Source organism: Stenotrophomonas sp. STEN038 (genome assembly GCF_056759895.1).
Genome location: NZ_JBRRDW010000024.1, coordinates 1 through 20,147, shown reverse-complemented (window position 1 = coordinate 20,147; position 20,147 = coordinate 1). Strand labels below are relative to the sequence as shown.

Annotated in this window: 17 protein-coding genes; 15 read left to right on the top strand and 2 right to left on the bottom strand. The window is 63.8% G+C overall.

The window, feature by feature from the left end; translation table 11 throughout:
- Positions 1 to 258: 258 nt before the first annotated feature.
- The 3 genes from mltB to ACVOLS_RS11485 all read left to right on the top strand — a co-directional run bounded on the left by mltB (position 259) and on the right by ACVOLS_RS11485 (position 4,018).
- Entirely contained in the window at positions 259 to 1,395 is a 1,137-nt protein-coding gene (gene mltB / locus ACVOLS_RS11495; protein WP_481545719.1) for a lytic murein transglycosylase B, read from the top strand.
- Entirely contained in the window at positions 1,392 to 2,711 is a 1,320-nt protein-coding gene (locus ACVOLS_RS11490; RefSeq protein WP_481545718.1) for a septal ring lytic transglycosylase RlpA family protein, read from the top strand. The genes mltB and ACVOLS_RS11490 overlap by 4 nt, the downstream gene beginning before the upstream one ends.
- Positions 2,712 to 2,803: 92 nt before the next feature.
- Positions 2,804 to 4,018, top strand: a complete 1,215-nt coding sequence (locus tag ACVOLS_RS11485; RefSeq protein ID WP_481545717.1) for a D-alanyl-D-alanine carboxypeptidase family protein — start codon at positions 2,804 to 2,806, stop codon at positions 4,016 to 4,018.
- A 481-nt stretch (positions 4,019 to 4,499) separates the two neighbouring features.
- Here the strand turns inward: ACVOLS_RS11485 and ACVOLS_RS11480 are convergent, their stop codons facing one another.
- Positions 4,500 to 4,787, bottom strand: a complete 288-nt coding sequence (locus ACVOLS_RS11480) for a hypothetical protein (RefSeq protein WP_481545716.1) — start codon at positions 4,785 to 4,787, stop codon at positions 4,500 to 4,502.
- A gap of 393 nt (positions 4,788 to 5,180) precedes the next feature.
- On the bottom strand, positions 5,181 to 6,200 hold the full coding sequence (locus ACVOLS_RS11475) for a lipid A deacylase LpxR family protein (RefSeq protein WP_481545757.1): 1,020 nt from the start codon (positions 6,198 to 6,200) through the stop codon (positions 5,181 to 5,183).
- A gap of 781 nt (positions 6,201 to 6,981) precedes the next feature.
- Between ACVOLS_RS11475 and ACVOLS_RS11470 the strand changes: the two genes are divergently transcribed.
- The 12 genes from ACVOLS_RS11470 (at position 6,982) to folK (ending at position 20,081) form a co-directional block, all read left to right on the top strand.
- Positions 6,982 to 7,959: a CsgG/HfaB family protein gene (locus ACVOLS_RS11470; protein ID WP_481508702.1), complete on the top strand. Its 978-nt coding sequence runs from the start codon at positions 6,982 to 6,984 to the stop codon at positions 7,957 to 7,959.
- Positions 7,960 to 8,281: 322 nt separating this feature from the next.
- Positions 8,282 to 8,560: a DUF493 family protein gene (locus tag ACVOLS_RS11465; protein WP_481545715.1), complete on the top strand. Its 279-nt coding sequence runs from the start codon at positions 8,282 to 8,284 to the stop codon at positions 8,558 to 8,560.
- Positions 8,548 to 9,249 (top strand): lipoyl(octanoyl) transferase LipB, encoded by a 702-nt coding sequence (lipB, locus tag ACVOLS_RS11460; protein WP_481545714.1) that lies wholly within the window; start codon positions 8,548 to 8,550, stop codon positions 9,247 to 9,249. Before ACVOLS_RS11465 ends, lipB begins: the two co-directional genes overlap by 13 nt.
- A gap of 16 nt (positions 9,250 to 9,265) precedes the next feature.
- Positions 9,266 to 10,276: a lipoyl synthase gene (gene lipA, locus ACVOLS_RS11455; RefSeq protein WP_481535652.1), complete on the top strand. Its 1,011-nt coding sequence runs from the start codon at positions 9,266 to 9,268 to the stop codon at positions 10,274 to 10,276.
- A gap of 207 nt (positions 10,277 to 10,483) precedes the next feature.
- Positions 10,484 to 12,655 carry a carboxy terminal-processing peptidase gene (locus ACVOLS_RS11450; protein WP_481545713.1) on the top strand — a complete coding sequence of 724 codons (2,172 nt, stop codon included), beginning with the start codon at positions 10,484 to 10,486 and terminating at the stop codon, positions 12,653 to 12,655.
- A 117-nt stretch (positions 12,656 to 12,772) separates the two neighbouring features.
- On the top strand, positions 12,773 to 13,321 hold the full coding sequence (locus ACVOLS_RS11445) for a DUF2242 domain-containing protein (RefSeq protein WP_481545712.1): 549 nt from the start codon (positions 12,773 to 12,775) through the stop codon (positions 13,319 to 13,321).
- Positions 13,318 to 14,670 (top strand): hypothetical protein, encoded by a 1,353-nt coding sequence (locus ACVOLS_RS11440; protein WP_481545711.1) that lies wholly within the window; start codon positions 13,318 to 13,320, stop codon positions 14,668 to 14,670. The genes ACVOLS_RS11445 and ACVOLS_RS11440 overlap by 4 nt, the downstream gene beginning before the upstream one ends.
- Complete coding sequence (gene gnd / locus ACVOLS_RS11435; protein ID WP_481545710.1) at positions 14,582 to 15,496, top strand: phosphogluconate dehydrogenase (NAD(+)-dependent, decarboxylating); 915 nt, start codon at positions 14,582 to 14,584, stop codon at positions 15,494 to 15,496. The genes ACVOLS_RS11440 and gnd overlap by 89 nt, the downstream gene beginning before the upstream one ends.
- Before the next feature lie 203 nt (positions 15,497 to 15,699).
- Positions 15,700 to 17,517: a sensor histidine kinase gene (locus ACVOLS_RS11430; protein WP_481545709.1), complete on the top strand. Its 1,818-nt coding sequence runs from the start codon at positions 15,700 to 15,702 to the stop codon at positions 17,515 to 17,517.
- Positions 17,514 to 17,954, top strand: coding sequence for a response regulator (locus tag ACVOLS_RS11425; RefSeq protein ID WP_282271069.1), 441 nt, complete (start codon positions 17,514 to 17,516; stop codon positions 17,952 to 17,954). The genes ACVOLS_RS11430 and ACVOLS_RS11425 overlap by 4 nt, the downstream gene beginning before the upstream one ends.
- A gap of 6 nt (positions 17,955 to 17,960) precedes the next feature.
- The gene (locus tag ACVOLS_RS11420) at positions 17,961 to 19,478 is read left to right on the top strand and encodes an ATP-binding response regulator (protein ID WP_481545708.1); all 1,518 of its coding nucleotides are present in this window, start codon (positions 17,961 to 17,963) and stop codon (positions 19,476 to 19,478) included.
- Between the two features lie 120 nt (positions 19,479 to 19,598).
- Complete coding sequence (gene folK, locus ACVOLS_RS11415; protein WP_481545707.1) at positions 19,599 to 20,081, top strand: 2-amino-4-hydroxy-6-hydroxymethyldihydropteridine diphosphokinase; 483 nt, start codon at positions 19,599 to 19,601, stop codon at positions 20,079 to 20,081.
- Positions 20,082 to 20,147 lie beyond the last annotated feature (66 nt).

Here is a 20,147-nt window from a genome sequence, read left to right as displayed (position 1 = left end):
GCTGACACGAGTGTCGGTCATCTCAGCGGGATGGGGAGATGACCGACGCTCCTTTTTTTTGTCCCGTCGACTTGGCTACGCGCTTTTCCAGACCGGCTTGCCAGTCCGCGACACGCAGCATCGCGATGCCTATTCATCGGATAGCGTGAATCCGAGGGATTACGGCGCCGCTGGGCGAAGCGTATTTTTCGCTTCAATCTTGTTGTGTTTCATGGTGTTATTGCGGGAAATTCATCTTTGACCTGCTAATCTCGCCCGATGATTAGACGCGCCCTGGTTTGCTGCCTCACCCTCGGCATGGTTGCCTGCGCAACCCAGCCGAAGTCTCCTACACCTCTGCCGGCCCCGGCGGAAACTCCGGTCAAGCCGAGCGCTGGCCCGGCCGAAGCCGTACCCGAGGCCAAGGCTGCGTTGCCGCCGGTCGACCTGACGCCGGTGCCGTTCGAGACCGCCCGCGCCAATTTCGTGCGCGATACGGCGGCCAGGTACCGCATCGATCCGGCCTATATCGAGAGCACGCTGGCCCAGGCGCAGATCCGCGAGCCGATCATTGCCGCGATGTCGCGACCGGCCGAGCGGGTCAAGCCGTGGAACGAATACCGTCCGATGTTCATCACCCAGGCGCGTATCGACGGTGGTCGCGCGTTCCTGGCCGAACACCGCGATGAACTGATGCGCGTGCAGGAACGCACCGGCGTGCCGGCCGAAGTGATCGTCTCCATCATCGGTGTGGAAACCAGCTACGGCCGCAATGCCGGCAATCACCGCGTGCTGGATGCGCTGTACACGCTGGCCTTCAAATACCCGCGTACCGGCGACCCGGCCAAGCTCGAGCGCGAAGTGCGTCGCGAGCTGTTCTTCCGTGACGAACTGGCCAAGCTGTTTGAACTGAGCGCGCTGGAAAAGCTCGACATCACCACGCTCAAGGGCAGCTATGCCGGGGCGATGGGCATGGGCCAGTTCATGCCGTCCAGCTATCTGGACTTCGCGGTGGACGGCAATGGCGATGGCCGCCGTGACCTGTTCAACAGCTATGACGACGTGTTCTCGTCCATTGCCAATTACTTCGTCAAGAAGGGGGGCTGGATCCGCGGCGGCACCGTGGCGGTACCGGCGACGCTGCAGGCCGGCTTCGAGGAGTTCAATCCCACCGATTGGACCCCGACCTACACCGTCAGCGAGCTGGCCGCGCGCGGCTACCAACCGGTCACGCCCGTGCGTGCGGTCAACGCCAAGGCTACCCCGGTGACGCTGGAAGGCAGCGACGGTAAGCAGTACTGGCTGGGCTTCCAGAACTACTACGCAATCACCCGTTACAACATCTCCAAAATGTACGCGATGGCCGTGTTCCAGCTGTCCCAGGCCATCGCCGGCAAGGAGCTTCCCCCGGCATGAACATCAAGTGGCTGGTCCCTGCGTTGATCGTGCTCGGGCTGGCCGCCTGCAGCAGCGCCCCCAAGAAGTCGTCATCCGGCACAGCGGGTGCAAGCGCTGCATCGCGTCCGGCGACGGTGGTGCACGGGCGTGGCAGCGCACGCGGTGAGTGCCCCGAGGGCTCGCCGTACGCCAAGGCGCAGGAAGACCTGTCCACCCGCGGCAATTACACCGCTGGCGGTCTGTACAAGCCCGGTGTAAGCGACACCACGCCGAGCTATGTGCCCAACGTGAACTGCATTCCCGAGCCGTTGGTGACCAACGAGGCGCGCTCGGCGGTCGGCAATAGATCGCCATATACGGTGCTGGGCAAGCAATACCAGATCATGGACCGGGTCGATAACTACGTGGAGCAGGGCACCGCTTCGTACTATGGGCAGAAATTCCACGGGCGGCTGACCTCCAACCGTGAGGTGTACGACATGTACGCCTTCACCGCCGCGCACAAGACCTTGCCGCTGCCGAGCTTCGCGCGGGTGACCAACCTGGACAACGGCGAATCGGTGATCGTGCGCGTCAACGACCGTGGTCCGTTCCACGAAGGTCGCGTCATCGATCTCAGCTATGCCGCCGCAGTGCGGCTGGGCATCACCCAGCGCGGCACCGGCCGGGTCGAAGTGCATGGCCTGACCCCCGGCAGCGAGAACCTGCAGGCCTCCGGCGACAGCCGTCGCGCGCGTCGTGAACGGGCTGCTGCGACGGTTGCCGCCGCAGCGCCGGCGACGCGACCCTCAGCGGCCAGCCCCAGCCGCATGGACCAGCTGGTGGAGAAGCTGCCGACTGCGCCGGCACGCCCGGTTGCCGGCAATGCCGACCATTTCGATGCCTGGATGAAAGAGAACGGTGTGCGTGTCGCGACCGGTCGTCCAGCCACTACCAGCGCTGCCAGCACCGCGTCTGCGCCGGTAAGCGTTCAGGCGCTGCCCGCAGCGTCGGAGTTGTTGCAGTTCACTCCGCCTACGGCCTCGGCTGCGGCGGCAGCGGCGAGGGCTGCGGCGGGGCCGCCACCGAAAACCGTACCAGCCGACCCCGCCGCGCGCGCGCTGGGCGCGATCCTGCTGCAGGTCGCCAGTTTTTCCAATCGTGACAACGCGGCACGGGCCTTGGGCCAGCTGTCGTCTGCCGGTATCGTCGGGGCCAGCCTCAGTGACATCGTCAGTGGCGGTCGTACCTTGTGGCGCCTGCGCGTGCCGGCCAGCGACAGCAGCAATGCCACGGAACTTGCCGGGCGTATTGCCGGTCTTGGATTTGGCCTGCCGCAAGTGGTCCGCGATTAACCCCAGCACACCGGGGTGCCGCCAGCTGGCTGGCGTCGCCCTACAATGACTCCCCGAATTTTTCTTCCTCGTCCATCAGGAACCGTTTTCCGATGAAATTCCGTTTTGCCGCCGCTGCACTGGCCACCACGCTCGCCGTGGGTCTGGCCTCCGCCCAGACACCCACCCCGACGCCGACCCCCGCGCCGGCCGCAGCTGCCGCTCCGGCACAGGTGGCAACGCCGCCGGCACCGGTCCCGACCACCGCCACGGCATGGGTGTTGATGGATTACGCCACCGGCCAGGTGCTGGCAGGTGAGAACATCCATTCGCCGCTGCCGCCGGCCAGCATCACCAAGGTGATGACGTCCTACGTGCTGGCCGCGGAAATGAAGACCGGCAAGATCAAGCCGGACGACCAGGTGATGATGAGCGAACGCGCCTGGCGCGAAGGCGGCGCAGGCACCGACGGCAGCTATAGCGGCTTCCCGGTCAACCAGACGGCGCGTCTGGAAGACATGGAAAAGGGCATGGCGATCCAGTCCGGCAACGATGCGGCAATCGCCCTGGCCGAACATGCGGCTGGCAGCCAGGAAGCCTTTGCGGCGCTGATGAACAGCTACGCAGCCAAGATCGGCATGAAGGATTCGCACTTCGTGAATGCGCATGGCCTGAATGCAGAGGGTCACCAGTCCAGCGCCTACGATCTGGCGTTGCTGGGCCGCGCCTTCGTGCGCGATTACCCGGAGACCTATGCGTACAACAAGATCAAGGAATTCACGGTAGGCAAGATCACCCAGCCGAACCGCAACCTGCTGTTGTGGCGTGACCAGAGCGTGGACGGCATCAAGACCGGCCATACCTCGGCCGCCGGTTACTGCCTGCTGAGCTCGGCCCAGCGCGGTGATCAGCGTCTGGTGGCGGTGTTGATGGGCGGTGCATCCGAGAAGCAGCGTGCTGACGACAGCCTGGCGCTGTTGAACTGGGGTTTCCGTTTCTTCGAAACCCATCGCATGTATGAGCCGGGCAAGGCGGTGACCACGCAGCATGTGTGGAAGGGCGCGGCCGATGAGGTGCAGTTGGGCGTGGCGCAGCCGATGTTGGTGAGCGTGCCGCGCGGCCGTTACAACGATCTGAAGCCGTCGATGGACGTGCCGAAGGAGTTGGTGGCACCGATCGCAGCAGGTCAGCAGATTGGTACGGTCAAGGTGTCGTTGGATGGCAAGGTGGTTGCCGAGGCACCGTTGGTGGCTGTGCAGGCGGTGGAAGAGGGTGGTTTCTTCAAGCGTCTGTGGGATGCATTCATGATGTGGTGGAAGTCCGAGTAAGGGCTTTCATCGGCTGAAAAGCCGAGCGGCGTTGCGGTGTTCTGTCGACTGGAGTTCAAGTCGATGGGGCGCAGCAACGCCGCTTTTGTTTTGTCTGCGGAGTGGCGCTGCTCCGCTCAGCCCGTTTCTTTGCCAAGCCCCGCTGAGCGACCTTTCTTTGCCAAGTGCAGCTCTGCTCCCTCCCTTTGCCGCAGGCAAGGGGAGGGTTGGGGAGGGGTAGCTTTTGCCGTTGTAGTTGTAGTTGTAGTTGCAGTTGCAGTTGCAGTTGCAGTTGCCGTAGCTGTTGCTGTTGCTTTGGACTTTGACTTACCGGGCCCCTTCCGCAGCGACGGAGCCAGTGGGAAGAACCCGAAGGGCGACGTGCATGGATGCACGTCGTTTTTCGCCACGACAAGGATGTCGTGTCGAAAAATCCCGCTGGCGGAGTGTACCTGGAGCGCGCAGCGCGGAAGGCGCGTAGGCAGGGTGTGCTTTCTTTTGGTTATCTTTTCTTTGCACAAGCAAAGAAAAGTAACTCGCTCCCCGAAGGGGAGTGAAAGCTCTTGCTCTTGCTCTTGCTCCAATCGCAATCGCAATCGCAACCAAGATCAAGATCAGGATCAAGATCAAGATCAGGATCAAGATCAGGATCAGGATCAGGATCAGGATCAGGATCAGGATCAAGATCAAGAGCTTTCGCCCGCCTGCGGCGCGCGAGCACACCTTTCTTTGCTTGTGCAAAGAAACGTGGCCCAAAGAAGAGCTCCTCAACAGCCGAATGGCTGGTCAAGCACACCCTGCCTCCGCGCCCACGTCGCTGCGCGACGCGGGTCCACTCCGCTGACAGGATTTTTCGACGATACATCCTTGTATCGTCGAAAAACGACGCACATCCATGTGCGCCGCCCCGTTCGGGGTCTTGTCTGCCAGCTCCGTCGCTGCGGAAGGGGCCCGGTAAGTCAAAAGCTGAAGAGCAAAGGCCGGAGCCGAAGCCGAAGCCGAAGCTGTGGAGCAGAAGCGCCCTCACCCCAACCCCTCTCCCGCACGCGGGAGAGGGGCTCGGAATGCGTCTACTGCTAGTGCACTAGCCCCTCTCCCCCGGGGGGGAGAGGGGTTGGGGTGCGGGCGCTTTTTGCTTTGTCGCTTTTACAGCGCGAGTGGCTGCAATTTTTCACCGCTGCAGTTAAAGCGTGCGGCTGATGGTGAAGCTTCCGAATACCGGCGTCTCTTTCTGCCCGTCGAATTCGCGGGTGCGGTGGTAACGCGCCAGCGCGAACTTCCACTTGTCGCGCATCACTGCCACGCCATAGCCGATGTCGCCGACAAATGGACGCTTGTCCACGCTGTGGCTGTTGCGGAAGGTGTTGCCGTCCAGGGTGATGTCGCGCACTACCCAGCGTGCGTCGCTGGTGACGAACAAGTGGCTGGACCAGCCTTCGGCGCGGCCGCGACGGGTGGGTGCGGTGTTTTCGCCGGCTGGACGCATCGGTGAGCTGCCGAAGTCATCAGGCAGCTTCCAGCCGAAACGTACTTCGCCACCGACATTCGCATACGTGGCCAGGTTGCCGAGTGCGCCACCCCAGTGGCTGATTGCATCCCAGCCCCAACCTCCGGCGTTGCCGTCGGCAGGCCAGCGTTGCATGCGCTCATGCAGAAGCTTGAACACCGGTTCGTCGTGCAACTGGTTATCCCAGCCCATGAACTTCTCGTCGCCAAGAACGCTGTGCACAGCGTCCTGCACCTGCTTTCCCTGCGCGGATGGGCCAATCATTCCCAGTGCCAGCTGGGTGGTGCGCAGGTGATTGCCGTTACGCGCGTTGTAGCCGAAGTTGACCATCAGCACCGCCGCATACGGACGGTCATCTTCGATCAGGTCGCTACGGATGTTGTCGGTCGGTGTGTACAAACCCTGGCCGAAACTGAAGATCATGTTCTGCTGCTGGAACTCACCCGGATGCAGCTGTTCCAGATGGCGGTTCATCCAGCGCGCAAGGCGTGGCAGGCAGGGGTCGTCGGTGTAGTCCTGCAGGTTCGGCGATACCAGTGTGAACATCGCGCCATTGGTATAGCCCTGGTCCTGCTGCGCGCCGCCCAACAAGTCATTGTCGACGCGGAAGTTGATCGCAGGCGGGTGATCGCTCAAGGCACTTTGTGCGCATTGTTGCGCTGCCCAAGCAGGGGTGATTGCAAGACTGCCTGCCATCAGCAACAGCAGTCGGGTGCCTCTTTTCACGTACGGACTCCTCGCCGGCAGAGTGACATGCAGCTTAGTGATCCGTTGTGGGTCGGCATATCGCTATCGAGCGGACAGATTGTTGTGGGTGTGACGGTGGATTTCGCCGCGTGGATGCGCGCACCAGACGAGGTGGTTGGTCTTGGCTGGAGGGCGCTTCTCATGCATGCGCGTGGCGCGGTTCAACTGCGCTCGTCATTGTCGCTGCTTTCCTCGTCTGGCTTTCGTCGGTCTGGCGGGATGGAGGTTTTCCCAGGTGAGACAGTCATCGTGTGGGGGCGCGGTTCGCCTGCGCAGGCAGATGGCAACGTGGCTGTGGTTCATGCCTACTGCCCTGTATTCCGTCGGTAGCTGGCGCTGCTTCCCGAGTCCGTCCTGGCTCAGCGGTTCAGGCGGCTGCGCGTGCTCTTGGCTGAATGGGGGGCGGCCCGCGATCTCTACGCTTGAGGAGGCTCTGGTGCCAGGCGATGCCGAATGGCGTCCGCCATTGGAAGTGGGACGGGTCGGAGGTGGTCGATCTCTTCTGGCCGTCTTTTTGCGGGGAGATGTGGCAAGACAGGGGCAGTTTCAGTGCATGTAAAGGGAGACGCCTCACAAAAACGTCATGCATCCTGACATCGGTCTGGGTTAGGATTCCGGCGGACCGGACCGTACTCGTCTGCTAGGTAACATCAGGGACAGAGTCTTACCGCAAGGTCTCTAAGCCAAAGGAACGCACCTCGTAAGGTGCAGGTTAATGGGGAAGTATCAGATGCGTAACGTTTTTTCGCCGCTCACCGCAGCGGTCATCACTCTGGGTATTGCTGCGGCTGTCAGCAGCCAGCCGGCCCAGGCAGCATTCAAGGCCAAGGGCACCCAGGCGCAGGAACAGCGCCAACAGGCTGCCGCACAGATTCCAACCTGCCAGCGCCCGATCGGCACTTTGTCGGTGATCGAGCCGGAAGACTCTACCCATTGGTGGACCGGCCAGCAGTTGCCGGCGCCGTCGCGCCTGATCAAGGCCTTCGTCAATCGCTCGCGCTGCTTCACCCTGGTGGACCGTGGTGCCGGTATGGCCGCCGGTCAGTTCGAGCGTGAATTGGCAGCCAGTGGCGACCTGCGTGGTCGTTCCAATGTAGGCAAGGGCCAGATCAAGGCCGCCGACTACGTGATGATTCCGGACCTTATCTCGCAGAACAGCAACGCCGGTGGCAGTGGCATCGGTGGCCTGCTGGGTGGCCTGATCGGTGGCCGTGCCGGTGCGGTGGTGGGTGGTTTGAACTTCACCAGCAAGACCGCCGACGTGGTGCTGACCGTGACTGACGTGCGTTCGTCGGAACAGGTCGCCATCTCCGAAGGCTCCGCGCGCAAGAGCGACATGGGCTTTGGTGCCAGCGGCGGCCTGTTTGGCGGCAGCGGCCTGGGCGCGGCGGGCGTTGGCGGTTATGCCAACACCGAAATCGGCCAGGTGATCACCATGGCCTACCTGCAGGCCTATACCGACATCATCGCCCAGCTGGGTGGTTTGCCGGACAACGCTTCTGCCGCCAACGCGCAGCAGGCGGTGACGGTGACCCGTGCTGGTCGTCTGCTGGCCAACGCCCGTGGTACCGGCGCGCCGGTACGCACCCTGGAAGCCGGGATGATGCTGTACCCGACCGGCACCAAGGAAGGCGTGATGTGGGAAGTCGAGGATGAACTGGGTAACCGCGGTTGGGTGTCGTCCACCCTGCTGCAGCTGTCCAAGTAAGCCTGGGTTTACCCCGCAGAAGGGCCGCGCAAGCGGCCCTTCTGGTTTCTGGGCGGGCAGTAGTGCCGAGCCATGCTCGGCAGAGGCTTCACCAGGAGCCCCTTTTGTAGGAGCGGCGTACGCCGCGAAGCCCGTAGATGTTCAGGTTGCCGGCATTGCAGGTTGATGTAGATGGTCAGTTTCGCGGCTGAGGCCGCTCCCACATTGATCGCCGGTGAAGCCCCTGCCGAGCATGGCTCGGCACTACAGGTGGGGCTGGCATGGAAGGCTGTAATCCGGCTATGGCCTTGGGTTTGTCGGCGTTCGCCCCGATAATGGCGGCATGGAAATCAAGTCCGACAACCCTGAACACGGCTTCCAGTTCCCCGGTACCTTTGAGCTCAGCGCCATGGGCGCGGCCAATATCGGTCTGGAGGCGGAGCTGCCCAAGTTGCTGCAAGGCGCCGGTATCGAGGTACTGGAAGAGCGCATCAGCTGGAAAGAATCCTCCAACGGCAAATACGTCTCGGTGCGCATCGCTTTCAAGGCGGAGAGCCGTGAGCAGTACGACGCCGCCCACGCAGTGATGCGTGATCATCCGGAAGTGAAGTGGACGCTGTAACCGCCTGCACGGTGGAGGCGCCGCGCAAGGCGCTGCGTCCTGCATTGCTGCGGGACCTGGGCCGGCATGGCTATGAGCCCGTCTGGCACGCGATGCAGCAGTTCACCGATACCCGTACCGACGACACCGCCGACGAGCTGTGGGTAGTCGAGCATGACCCGGTGTTCACCCTGGGTCAGGCCGGCAAGCCCGAACACGTGCTGGCGGCCGGCGATATCCCGGTACTGCATGTGGACCGCGGTGGCCAGGTGACCTATCACGGCCCCGGCCAGATCGTGGTCTATCCGCTGCTGGACCTGCGCCGGCTCGGTATTGGTGTGCGCGACTACGTGTGCCGGATCGAGCAGGCCATCATCGACACCCTGGACGAATGGAACATCGGTGCCGAACGCATGGACGGCGCGCCCGGTGTCTACGTCGGCGGTGCCAAGATCGCCGCGCTCGGCATCCGCGTGCGCCGCGGCTGCAGTTTCCACGGGCTGGCGTTCAATGTGTCGCTGGACCTGGAACCCTTCCACCGCATCAACCCCTGCGGTTACGCCGGGATGCAGGTGACCTCGGTGCTAGACTTGGGCGGTCCTTCGGGCATCGAAGCGGTCAAGTCGGTGCTGCTGTCCCATCTGGCCCAGCAGTTCGGCCTGGCCTTGCAGCCGACGCCCGAACTGCCCGATCTGACTACGCGGCTCTGAGACCGCTGATAACGCCATGACTGAAACCACCACGCGCTCCATTCCCCTGCAGGTCGTGCAGGGCGACATTCCGTCCGCGCCGTTGCAGGCCGGTGTCAAACAGCTTGGCGGGGACAAGATCAACCGCTCGCCGGTGCAGTTCGCCGACGCGCCGGTGCTGCGCAAGCCTTCGTGGATCCGCGTGCGCATTCCTTCGGGCAATGCCGTGGCCAACCTCAAGGCCAAGCTGCGCGAGAACCGTCTGGTGACGGTGTGCGAGGAAGCCAGCTGCCCGAACATCCATGAGTGCTTCGGCCATGGCACCGCCACCTTCATGATCCTGGGTGAAGTGTGTACCCGTCGCTGCTCGTTCTGCGACGTGGCCCACGGCCGGCCCAAGCCGCCGGATGCCAACGAACCGGCCAGCCTCGGCCAGACCGTGGCCGACATGGGCCTGAAGTACGTGGTGGTGACCAGCGTCGACCGCGATGACCTGCGCGACGGCGGTGCCCAGCACTTCGTCGATTGCATCACTGCCATCCGCGAAAAGTCGCCCAAGACCCGCATCGAAGTGCTGACCCCGGACTTCCGTGGCAAGGGCCGCATGGAGCGCGCGCTGGAGATCCTTGCGCAGAATCCGCCGGACGTGTTCAACCACAACATCGAAACCGTGCCGGACCTGTACCGCAACGTACGCCCGGGCGCGGACTACCAGTGGTCGCTGACCCTGCTGAAGAACTTCAAGGCACAGCATCCGAACGTGCCGACCAAGTCCGGCATCATGCTCGGCCTGGGCGAAACCTTCGAGCAGGTGCAGGCCACCCTGCGTGACCTGCGCGCGCACGACGTGGAAATGGTGACCATCGGCCAGTACCTGCAGCCGACCGCCCACCACCACCCGGTGCTGCGTTACTGGACGCCGGAGGAATACAAGGCGTTCGAGGAGTACGGCTACGAACTGGGCTTCACCCACGTTGCCTCCGGCCCGATGGTGCGTTCGTCCTACCACGCCGACCAGCAGGCGGCCGGTGCCGGCGTCGCTGTCTGAACCAGACCCCGGCATCCCGTTGCGGCCCACCGCCGCAGTCGGGATCGTGTCAATTCGAGTGGCGCCACGGCAGCGATTCACAAACTGCTACGGGGCGGCAGCTACTCTGGAGCTGAGCAAGGTGACAAGTGCCGAAACTTTCGGCACTGTCGGCATGTCGTACTTGCCCGCAGTCTCCCCACAACATTCGGTGCCACGAGTACTTTGATGAACTACCGAGTTCCCGTTTTCCTGCTGGCCCTCGCGCTGACCGCTCCCGCCGCCTTGCTGGCGCGCGCCGATACGGCCTTGCCCTCGGCAGCGACCATCGACCAGGCCACCACCTCCAAGCTGGTCTACGGCCTGCTGTCGGACAGCCGTTATGCCTACCGCCCGCGTCAGCTGGACGCGGCGACCTCGCAGGACGTGTTCAAGCGTTACCTGGAATCGTTGGACAGTGGCAAGCAGTTCTTCACCAAGGAGGACGTGGATCGCTTTGCGCCGTTGGCAGCGCGGACCGGTGACGCCATCCGTTCCGGTGAGCTGGACCCGGCTTACCAGGTGTTCGCGGTGTACCGTCAGCGGGTGGGTGAGCGCGTGGCCTATGCCCGTCGCCTGCTGCGTCAGGAGCCGGATTTCACCGTTGAGGAGCGCTTCAACTACGACCGCAAGGACGTGCCGTGGGCAACCAACGCCGAGTTGGACGACCTGTGGCGCAAGTCGGTCAAGAACGATTGGCTGCGGCTGAAGCTGGCCGGCAAGCCAGCCGCTGACATCCGCAAGACCCTGGACAAGCGTTACGACACCCTGCTCAAGACCATCAATGAGCTCAAGGGCGATGACGTGTTCTCGTTCTACATGAACGCCTACACCAGTGCTGTTGACCCGCATACCGATTACTTCACCCCGCGCACCGCAGAGAATTTCAACCAGGCCATGTCGTTGTCGCTGGAGGGCATTGGTGCCCAGCTGCAGCGCCAGGACGACATGGTGGTGATCCGCGAAGTGGTGCCGGGTGGTCCGGTAGCGATGGATGGCACGCTCAAGGCCGGTGACCGCATCGTCGGCGTTGGCCAGGGCCGTTCCGGCCCGATCGAAGACGTGATCGGCTGGCGCATCGATGATGTGGTCGGCAAGATCCGCGGCGCCAAGGACACCCAGGTACGCCTGGAGTACATCCCGGCTGCCGAAGGTGTGGACGGCAAGCACCGCATGCTGACCCTGACCCGGCAGAAGATCCGTCTGTCCGAGCAGGCTGCCAAGGGCGAGACCATGACCATCCCTGCTGCCGCTGGCCAGCAGGAGCGCCGCATCGGTGTGGTCAAGCTGCCGACCTTCTACCAGGACTTCGAGGGCCGCCGGCGCAATGCCGCCGACTACGCCTCGGCTACCCGCGACGTGGCCAAGCTGCTGGCTGGCTTCAAGGCCGACAAGCTCGATGGCGTGGTGCTGGACCTGCGCAACAACGGCGGTGGTTCGCTGGACGAAGCCATCGAACTGACCGGCCTGTTCATCGAGCAGGGCCCGGTGGTGCAGGTGCGTGAATCCGGCGGCCGCGTCACCGTCAACAATGACCGCAACCCGGCAGTGGCCTGGGATGGCCCGCTGGCAGTGCTGATCAACCGTGGCTCGGCCTCGGCCTCGGAGATTTTCGCTGGTGCCATCCAGGACTACGGCCGTGGTCTGGTGATCGGTGAAACCACTTTCGGCAAGGGCACCGTGCAGAACGTGGTGCCGTTGGACCGTTGGCCGGCCAGTGAGAAGGAGCGCTTTGGCCAGGTCAAGCTGACCATCGCCCAGTTCTTCCGCGTCAGCGGCTCCAGTACCCAGCACAAGGGTGTGGTGCCGGACCTGGCCTTCCCGGCCAGCGTCGATGCCAGCGAGTTTGGCGAGAGCACCTACGACAACGCGCTGCCGTGGACCCGCATCGCCGCCGTGCCGCACACCCAGTACGGCAACTTCGCGCCGATCGTGCCGCGCCTGGAAACCCTGCACGCCACGCGCATTCGTGCCGACCGCGAGTTCCAGTGGTGGGAAGAAGACGTGCAGCAGTTCCGCACCGAGGCCGCCAAGAAGTACGTTTCGCTCAACGAGGCTGAGCGTCGTGCCGAGCGCGACAAGCAGGAAGCACAGCGCAAGCAGCGCCAACAGATCCGCAAGGAACTGGGCCTGCCGCTGGATCCGCTGGCCGAGGACAGCACCGATGACGGCCTGACCGGCAATGAGCGCGACATCGTCAAGGATGCCGCCCGCGAGAAGGCTGCCGAGAAGCGTCCGGACCCGCTGTTGAAGGAATCGGCATCGATCCTCGCCGACGCCCTCAATGTGCTGGAGAAGGACCGTCCGCTGTCGGCACAGGTGCTGCCGCAGTCGACCGGCCCGGGCCGCTGGGCTGACTGACGCCGCACAGGCGAGCTGAGCGCAGCGACAACAGCTTCCGCACGCATTCAACGCCGTCAACGTAGCCCTACGTTGGCGGCGTTATGCTGTGGGTCTTCGCTGACTGTGGAGTTGCCCATGCGCCGACATCTGCTGCCTGCGCTGGCCGCTATGAGCCTGCTGCTCACCGCTTGCGGTGGCAAAGCCGTCAACAGTACCTTGCTGCGCGAATCCTTCGATTCTGGCGATACCTATACGCGCAGCGTCGATGCCGAACCGGCACAGGCCTGTGAGGCCGCCCGCCGTGCCTTGCTTGGCCAGGGCTATGCGATCACCCGCGCCGATGCCAGCAATGTGGAAGGCAACAAGAACTTCCAACCCAAGGATGAGGTACACGAGCAACTGGTGCTGCGGGTGTCCTGCGCCGCACAGGGCCTTGGCAAGGCGCAGGTGTTTGTCAGTGCGGTGCAGGACCGCTATGCCTTGAAGAAGTCGCCGACCTCGGCCAGTGTCGGCGTGGGTGCCTTGGGCTCGGTGTCACTGCCGTTTGGCAGCAATGATGACTCGCTGGTGCGGGTCGCCAGCAGCACCGTGCAGGACGCGCAGTTCTACCGCAATTTCTTTGGCCGCCTGCAGTACTACGTTGATCAGGCGGCAGTCGCTGTTCCGGTGGAACCGGCACGATGAGGTTTGGCTGGCACGCGAAGCAGCGCGCTGGCCGATGGACCTTGTTGTTGTGTGCGTGGGCGGTGCCGTTACTGGCTGAAGCGGGCTGCAACACGGCGGTGCTGCAGGAGTTGGGTTGGCAGCTGAAACAGGGTGAAGCGCCCGCGCCGCAGATCATCGGCGGTGATCCCTGCCGACGCGCTTCGCTGGCCGACGCACAGGCGCAGGGCGACCTGCGCCTGCAGGTGCCACGCGGCTACAGCGCCGCACAACGCGAGCAGTTGGCCGACCAGGTGTTGCAGCAGCCGGCGAGCATCTGCGCCTACGCTTTCAAACTCGGTGATGCGGCGCGCACAGCAAGTTCGCGGCTGCAGGACAACCCGGGCTATCGCTTCTCGGCGCTGCAAATGGGCTGGATTGGATTTGGCGCGCGCGGTGCCCGCGCGCAGGGCTGGCAGCGGTTCCGTAGCTTTGGTCGCGGCTATGCACCGCAGGCACGCAATTCGGTGGCCATGGAGGCCTTCTATTCCGGCCGAGTGCGTTCCGAGTGCGGGGTAGGGCGGCAGGTGGCGCAGCTGGCGACGTTTCGTGAGTTGTTCGGTGATGCTGCCTTCGATACCGCGTTCAGTTCCGGCGAACTCTCGATCGGTACCTTCCTGAGCCTGCATGACACCCAGAGCATTCTGCTGGGCAGCCGCGCCGGCGCATTGTTCGCCGACGGCAAAGCGGTGCGGACGTCCGCGCTGGGTCGGCAGGCGTTCATGGGCGCGCCGGGTTACATCGTGCATGCTTTCGATGCTGCGTCCTTGGATGACATCAACAACCAGGCAGAGAACTTCGTCATCACCGATGTCAGTGCGGCGGCAGCCGAGGCCTTGGCGCGGCATGGCGGCTTTGTCCATTACGATGCACTCAACAAGAAGTTGTGGACGCTGGCCCAGCAGTTGCCAGGCAGCGGTTGGCGGCGCTTCGAGCGGCTGCTGTATGAGCGTGACGCAATCCTGCGCGCAGCCTTGCCAGTGCCGCAGCAGGCGGTGCTGGCACAGATGGATGCGGTGCTGGCCGATCCGGTGTACCGCGAGCTGATGCTGTACGTGCACCGGCAGGGCGTGCGTCCGCTCGGGTATCACATCGCGCGGCTGCTGGACCGAAATCCGCGTACACCGTTTGTCATCGAGCTGGTGCTGCACAACCTGCACACCACCATTTACCAACGCTGGTTGCAGGCCCGTCTGCGGGCTTGCGCAGCAGCCTATTCACTACCGTCGGAGGAGCTTCAGCATGGAATTGGGAATGATCGGCCTGGGCCGCATGGGCGCCAACATGGCGCAGCGTCTGCAGCGTGCGGGGATTGCGGTCACCGGATTTGATCCGGGTGAGCAGGCGCGGGCGCAGGTCGCGGGTCACGGCATCGCCACGGTGGATGCATTGTCGACGTTGGTGCAGGCGCTGCCGTCACCGCGCGCACTGTGGCTGATGGTGCCGTCCAAGGTGGTCGATGCCACGCTGGACAGCTTGCTGCCGCTGCTGTCCGCCGGTGATGTGGTGATCGATGGTGGCAACTCCTGGTACAAGCAGTCGCAGCAGCGCGCTGCACGTTGCGCTGACGCCGGGGTCGCCTTTGTGGACTGCGGCACCAGCGGTGGCGTGTGGGGGCTGCAGGAAGGCTATTGCCTGATGATCGGCGGTGAAACCCAGGTGGTGACGCGTTTGTCGCCATTGTTCGAGGCGCTGGCACCGGCAGCTGATCGCGGCTGGGCCCATGTCGGCCCGGTGGGTGCCGGACACTTCAGCAAGATGGTCCACAACGGCATCGAGTACGGAATGATGCAGGCCTATGCCGAGGGCTTCGCGCTGATGGAGAAGAAGGCCGAGTTCGCGCTGGATGTTGGCAAGGTGGCGGAGGTCTGGCGGCATGGCAGTGTGGTGCGTTCATGGTTGCTGGACCTCAGTGCTGACGCCTTGCAGAAGAACCCCGCGCTGGATGGCATCGCGCCGTATGTGGAGGACTCCGGTGAAGGCCGTTGGACCGTGGCCGAGGCCATAGAACTGGATGTGCCGGCACCGGTGATCACCTTGTCACTGCTGGAGCGGCTGCGCTCGCGGCAGGCAAATTCCTTCAGCGACCGCATGCTGGCAGCAATGCGCAACGAGTTTGGTGGGCATGCGATCAAGCCTGCAGGTGAGGCGGACTGAGGCTTGCTGGCAGAAGAGCTCTGCGTTCGCACAGGTCCGGTTGACAGGGGGTGCACGGGTACACGTATTCGTGCAATCCTTGGCCGACAGTCAGCGATGCTGTCGTGCAGGTCACGCCGCCATCGATTGACTCCGGATCGACACTGTCGATGAACTCCGGGCCGGCGCGACCCGCGCCGGTCCGTCAGCACGCAGGGGAATGGATGGTGACGCGATTGACCGACGATGGCTGGAGCCGCTGGCGCCTGTATGGGCTGGGCCTGGCGGCGCTGTTGATCATCGTGGTGCCGGCCTTGACCTTGCAGCGGTTGGCGGCCGATAGCGTGAATGCGTCCAACTGGGTCGTGCATACCCAGGCGGTGGGCGCGCGCCTGTACAACCTGCAGGCGGACATCCGCGATGTCGAGTCGGCGGCGTTGACCTTGTCCAAGGGCGTCGATTCGCCGGCACTGCAGGAGCGCTTGCAGACGGCCGACCGCATCGGCGTCAACCTCGGTGAACTGGCGCAGCTGGTCCGCGACAGCCCTGAGCAGCTGGTGCGTATCGGCAAGATGGAATCGTTGCTGGAGCGGCGCATGGCGTTGGCCAGGGAAATCGCCGCCAGCACCGATTCGCCCCGGCAGCGTGCGCTGATCGAGGAAATGACCTTCCAGTACCCGATCCGGCAGCTGGTGCAGGAGCTGCAGGAACACGAGGACGCGCTGCTGGTGAAGCGCGCAGCCAAGGCGAGGGACCAGCAGCAACTGGCGTCGATGGTTACCTGGACCGCGCTGGCGGTGCAATTGCTGCTGTTGGGCCTGGTGCTATGGCTGCTGCAGCGGCAGATCGGTGGCCGTGCCGATGTCGAGCTGCGCTTGAGCAAGGCCAGTGCCCGCGCCAGTGCGGTGCTGCAGACCGTGCGTGAGCCCATCGTTCTGCTCGACAGCAAATTGCGGGTAGTGCTGCACAACACCGCATTCACCGAGTTGTATGGCGTTGACGAAGCCGATATCAGCCTGCAGCAGTTGCAGGACATCGGCGAAGGTGCCTGGGAGGACCCGCTGGTGCGCCAGCGCCTGGCCGATGTGTTGCTGCGTGGGCGCGAGCTGTGGGATTTCGAACACCAGCAGCGCAGCGTGGACGGCATGCATCGCACCATGCTGATCAATGCCCGGCGCATGGCCTTGCCCGATGCCGATGATGATGTGGTGTTGATGACGATCAGCGACATCACCGTACAGCGCGCCGTGCAGCAGCACGTGGAAGATCTGAATCACCAGCTGGAAGGCAAGGTCGAGCAGATGGCCGACGTCAACCGCGAGCTGGAGGCCTTCAGCTATTCGGTCTCGCATGATCTGCGGGCGCCACTGCGGCATGTGGCCGGTTTCTCCGACAAGTTGCAGCGACACCTCGGCGCGGAGGTCGATAGCAAGACCCAGCATTACCTGGAGGTGATCAGCAACTCGGCGCAGCTGATGGCGGCGCTGATCGATGACCTGCTGGTCTACTCGCGGCTCGGGCGTGGCGCGATGCGCCTGCAGCGGGTGGACATGCAGTCGCTGGTGGCCGATACCCGCGCCCTGCTGGACTCCAACCTGAAGAACGAAGCTGGCGAGGATGGCAAGCCGCGCGAGGTGGAGTGGAAGATCGGACGGCTGCCGGTGTTGATCGGCGACGAAAACATGTTGCGCCAGGTCTGGCTGAATCTGCTCGGCAACGCGGTCAAGTACACCGCGGCGCGGGACAAGGCGGTCATCGAGGTCAGCGCCAAGCAGCTGCCCGACGGCAGCCATCAGTTCAGTGTCAGCGACAACGGCGCTGGCTTCGACATGCAATATGCCAGCAAGTTGTTCGGTGTGTTCCAGCGCCTGCACAAGGCCTCGGAATATCCCGGCACCGGCATTGGCCTGGCCAGCGTACGCCGCGTGCTGACACGCCACGGCGGCCGCATCTGGGCTGATGCACAGGTGGATCAAGGCGCCACTTTCAGTTTTGTTCTTCCCCAGGCAACCGAAGCATCCAACAAGGACACCGTGGAATGAGTCCCCTGCGTACCATCCTGCTCGCCGAAGACAGCCAAGCCGATGCCGAAATGGCGATCGACGCGCTGCGTGATGCCTCCCTGGCCAACCCCATCGTGCATGTCGAAGACGGGGTTGAAGCAATGGACTTCCTGCTCAGGCGCGGCGCGTTCGCCCAGCGTGAGGAAGGTTTGCCGGCCGTGCTGCTGCTGGACATCAAGATGCCGCGCATGGACGGGCTGGAGGTGCTGCGGCTGATCCGCGCCGACGAGGATCTCAAGCGCCTGCCGGTGGTGATCCTGTCTTCGTCGCGCGAAGAAAGCGATCTGGCCCGCAGTTGGGATCTTGGCGTCAATGCTTACGTGGTCAAGCCGGTGGACATCGACCAGTTCTTCCAGGCGGTGCGGACGATCGGCACCTTCTGGGCGTTGATCAACCAGGCACCGGAGCACGAGTAAGCACAGATGCCGAACAAGGGAGCGCCATTGGGGCCGTTGCGAATCCTGCTGGTGGAGGATTCGCCCGTGGATGCCGAGCTGGTCGTCGACCAGTTGCTCGAGGCCGGTCTGCAGATCGCGTTCGAGCGCGTCGACAACGAGCCGGCGATGCGCGATGCCCTGGCTGAAAATGTACCGGATGTGGTGCTGTCAGACCTGAGCATGCCGGGCTTCTCCGGCTATCAGGCGCTGCAGATCCTGCGTGAGTTGCACCCCAGGGTGCCCTTCATTTTCGTCTCCGGCACGATGGGTGAGGAGACTGCGGTGGAGGCGCTGCAGCAGGGCGCCAATGATTACATCATCAAGCACCAGCCAGCCCGGCTGCCGTCGGCGGTGGCACGGCTGGTGCGCGAGACCCGCAGCGAGCTGGAGCGCCTGCGGGTTGAAGATGAGTTGATGCGTGCGCAGCGGCTGGAGAGCCTGGCGCTGCTCGCGGCAGGACTCAGCCATGACCTGCGCAATATCCTGCAACCACTGCTGATCATTCCCGACCTGATCCGCGACCGCAGCGATGATCCCAAGATCGTCCGCTTGGCCGATGTCATCGCCGAGTGCGGACGCCGTGGCCATGAGATGGTCGAATCGATGCTGTCCTTCGTGCGCGGCTCACGCCAGCCCAGCGAGCGGATCGTGCTGCAGCGCCTGTTCCAGGCGGTGGGCATGCTGCTCAAGAGCAGCCTGCCGCGCAATGCCGAGCTGCATCTGGAGGTCTCCGATGATCGCATGGCGATCGAGGCGAACTACACCGAGCTGCAGCAGGTGTTGCTCAATCTTGCGCTCAATGCCATCCAGGCAATGCCTGACGGTGGCAGCTTGAGCCTGGTTGCCGAGCGTGTCGCCGGCGAAGAGGGCATGGTGCGCATCCGCGTCAGCGACGATGGTATCGGCATGGATGCTGCCACCGTGCAGCGTTTGTTCACTCCCTTTTTCACCACCAAGACCGAAGGCACCGGCTTGGGTCTGGTGTCCTGCCATCGCATCGTCGAAAGCATCGGTGGACATATCCAGGTGCAGAGCGAGCTGGGCGCGGGCACTACCTTCGAGCTGCTGTTGCCGATGTGCGAAAGCGCCGGCAGTGAAGACGCCGAGCCGCTGGAGAGGACCCGCGTCGGCCATGGTGAGCGCCTGCTGGTTGTTGATGACGAGGCCACGCGTTTGTCGCTTTTGGGCAATGCGCTGTCCAGCCAGGGCTATCGCATGCGCTTGGCCAGCGATGGCGCGGTAGCGATGCGGCATCTGCAGGAGGCGGGGTTGCCGGATGTGGTGCTGGTCGACAGCGGCATTCCGCTGCTTTCGGCGGGTCAGTTGCTGGCGGAGATGCAGGCGATGGGCTATCGCGGTCCGGCGATCGTGCTGGAGGACGCCAACGCGCCGGCTTTCGCCGATGGCGAGGCACCCTCGGGCATCAGCGTGCATGTGTTGCCCAAGCCGCTGGAAATGCAGCGGGTATTCAGGGCGGTAGCTGATGCGTTGGGCGTGGGCTGAGACAGCCGCCTTGGCATATGCGGGCTGGCAATCGCTGGCCTATGATGTGCGCCCCCTCCTACGATGCAGTGCTCAAGCTCGCCCATCGTGGTGCGGGCGGGCCTGCAGGCAAACCAACTCATGACCACCGTGCTCCTCAGCCTGGGCAGCAACCTGCAACCGCAGCATTACCTGCAAGCGGCCGTTGCCGTATTGCGCGAACGTTTTGGCTCGATCAGCGTCTCTCCGGCGTACCGCACCCCGGCAGTGGGTTTTGACGGCCCGGACTTCCTCAACAACGCAGTGATGCTGGACACCGACCTGCCACTGGGCGAGTTGGACGATTGGCTGCACGCGGTGGAGGACGCGCATGGTCGCGACCGTTCCGGCCCGCGTTTCAGCGACCGTACCCTGGATATCGACGTGGTGTATTACGGCGACCTGGTGGTTGAAGGCCCGGGTCATCTGCGCATCCCGCGCCCGGAGTTGAAGCACGCCTTCGTGCTCAAGCCGCTGGCCGACATCGCCCCGGATTTCATCGACCCGGTACGCGGCCTGAGCCTGCAGCAGATGTGGCAGCAGCACCCGCAGCACGGGCAGGCGTTCGATACGGTGGAGTTGTAACGCTGCACCTGTAGTGCCGAGCCATGCTCGGCACTGGCCTTACCGGTGAAGCCCCCTGCCGAGCAT

Bases quoted from the DNA above. Each gene is read 5' to 3' on its own strand.
- mltB (WP_481545719.1), top strand. From the start codon at position 259: ATGATTAGACGCGCCCTGGTTTGCTGCCTCACCCTCGGCATGGTTGCC.
- ACVOLS_RS11490 (WP_481545718.1), top strand. From the start codon at position 1,392: ATGAACATCAAGTGGCTGGTCCCTGCGTTGATCGTGCTCGGGCTGGCC.
- ACVOLS_RS11485 (WP_481545717.1), top strand. From the start codon at position 2,804: ATGAAATTCCGTTTTGCCGCCGCTGCACTGGCCACCACGCTCGCCGTG.
- ACVOLS_RS11475 (WP_481545757.1), bottom strand. From the start codon at position 6,200: ATGGCAGGCAGTCTTGCAATCACCCCTGCTTGGGCAGCGCAACAATGC.
- ACVOLS_RS11470 (WP_481508702.1), top strand. From the start codon at position 6,982: ATGCGTAACGTTTTTTCGCCGCTCACCGCAGCGGTCATCACTCTGGGT.
- ACVOLS_RS11465 (WP_481545715.1), top strand. From the start codon at position 8,282: ATGGAAATCAAGTCCGACAACCCTGAACACGGCTTCCAGTTCCCCGGT.
- lipA (WP_481535652.1), top strand. From the start codon at position 9,266: ATGACTGAAACCACCACGCGCTCCATTCCCCTGCAGGTCGTGCAGGGC.
- ACVOLS_RS11450 (WP_481545713.1), top strand. From the start codon at position 10,484: ATGAACTACCGAGTTCCCGTTTTCCTGCTGGCCCTCGCGCTGACCGCT.
- ACVOLS_RS11445 (WP_481545712.1), top strand. From the start codon at position 12,773: ATGCGCCGACATCTGCTGCCTGCGCTGGCCGCTATGAGCCTGCTGCTC.
- ACVOLS_RS11440 (WP_481545711.1), top strand. From the start codon at position 13,318: ATGAGGTTTGGCTGGCACGCGAAGCAGCGCGCTGGCCGATGGACCTTG.
- gnd (WP_481545710.1), top strand. From the start codon at position 14,582: ATGGAATTGGGAATGATCGGCCTGGGCCGCATGGGCGCCAACATGGCG.
- ACVOLS_RS11430 (WP_481545709.1), top strand. From the start codon at position 15,700: ATGGTGACGCGATTGACCGACGATGGCTGGAGCCGCTGGCGCCTGTAT.
- ACVOLS_RS11425 (WP_282271069.1), top strand. From the start codon at position 17,514: ATGAGTCCCCTGCGTACCATCCTGCTCGCCGAAGACAGCCAAGCCGAT.
- ACVOLS_RS11420 (WP_481545708.1), top strand. From the start codon at position 17,961: ATGCCGAACAAGGGAGCGCCATTGGGGCCGTTGCGAATCCTGCTGGTG.
- folK (WP_481545707.1), top strand. From the start codon at position 19,599: ATGACCACCGTGCTCCTCAGCCTGGGCAGCAACCTGCAACCGCAGCAT.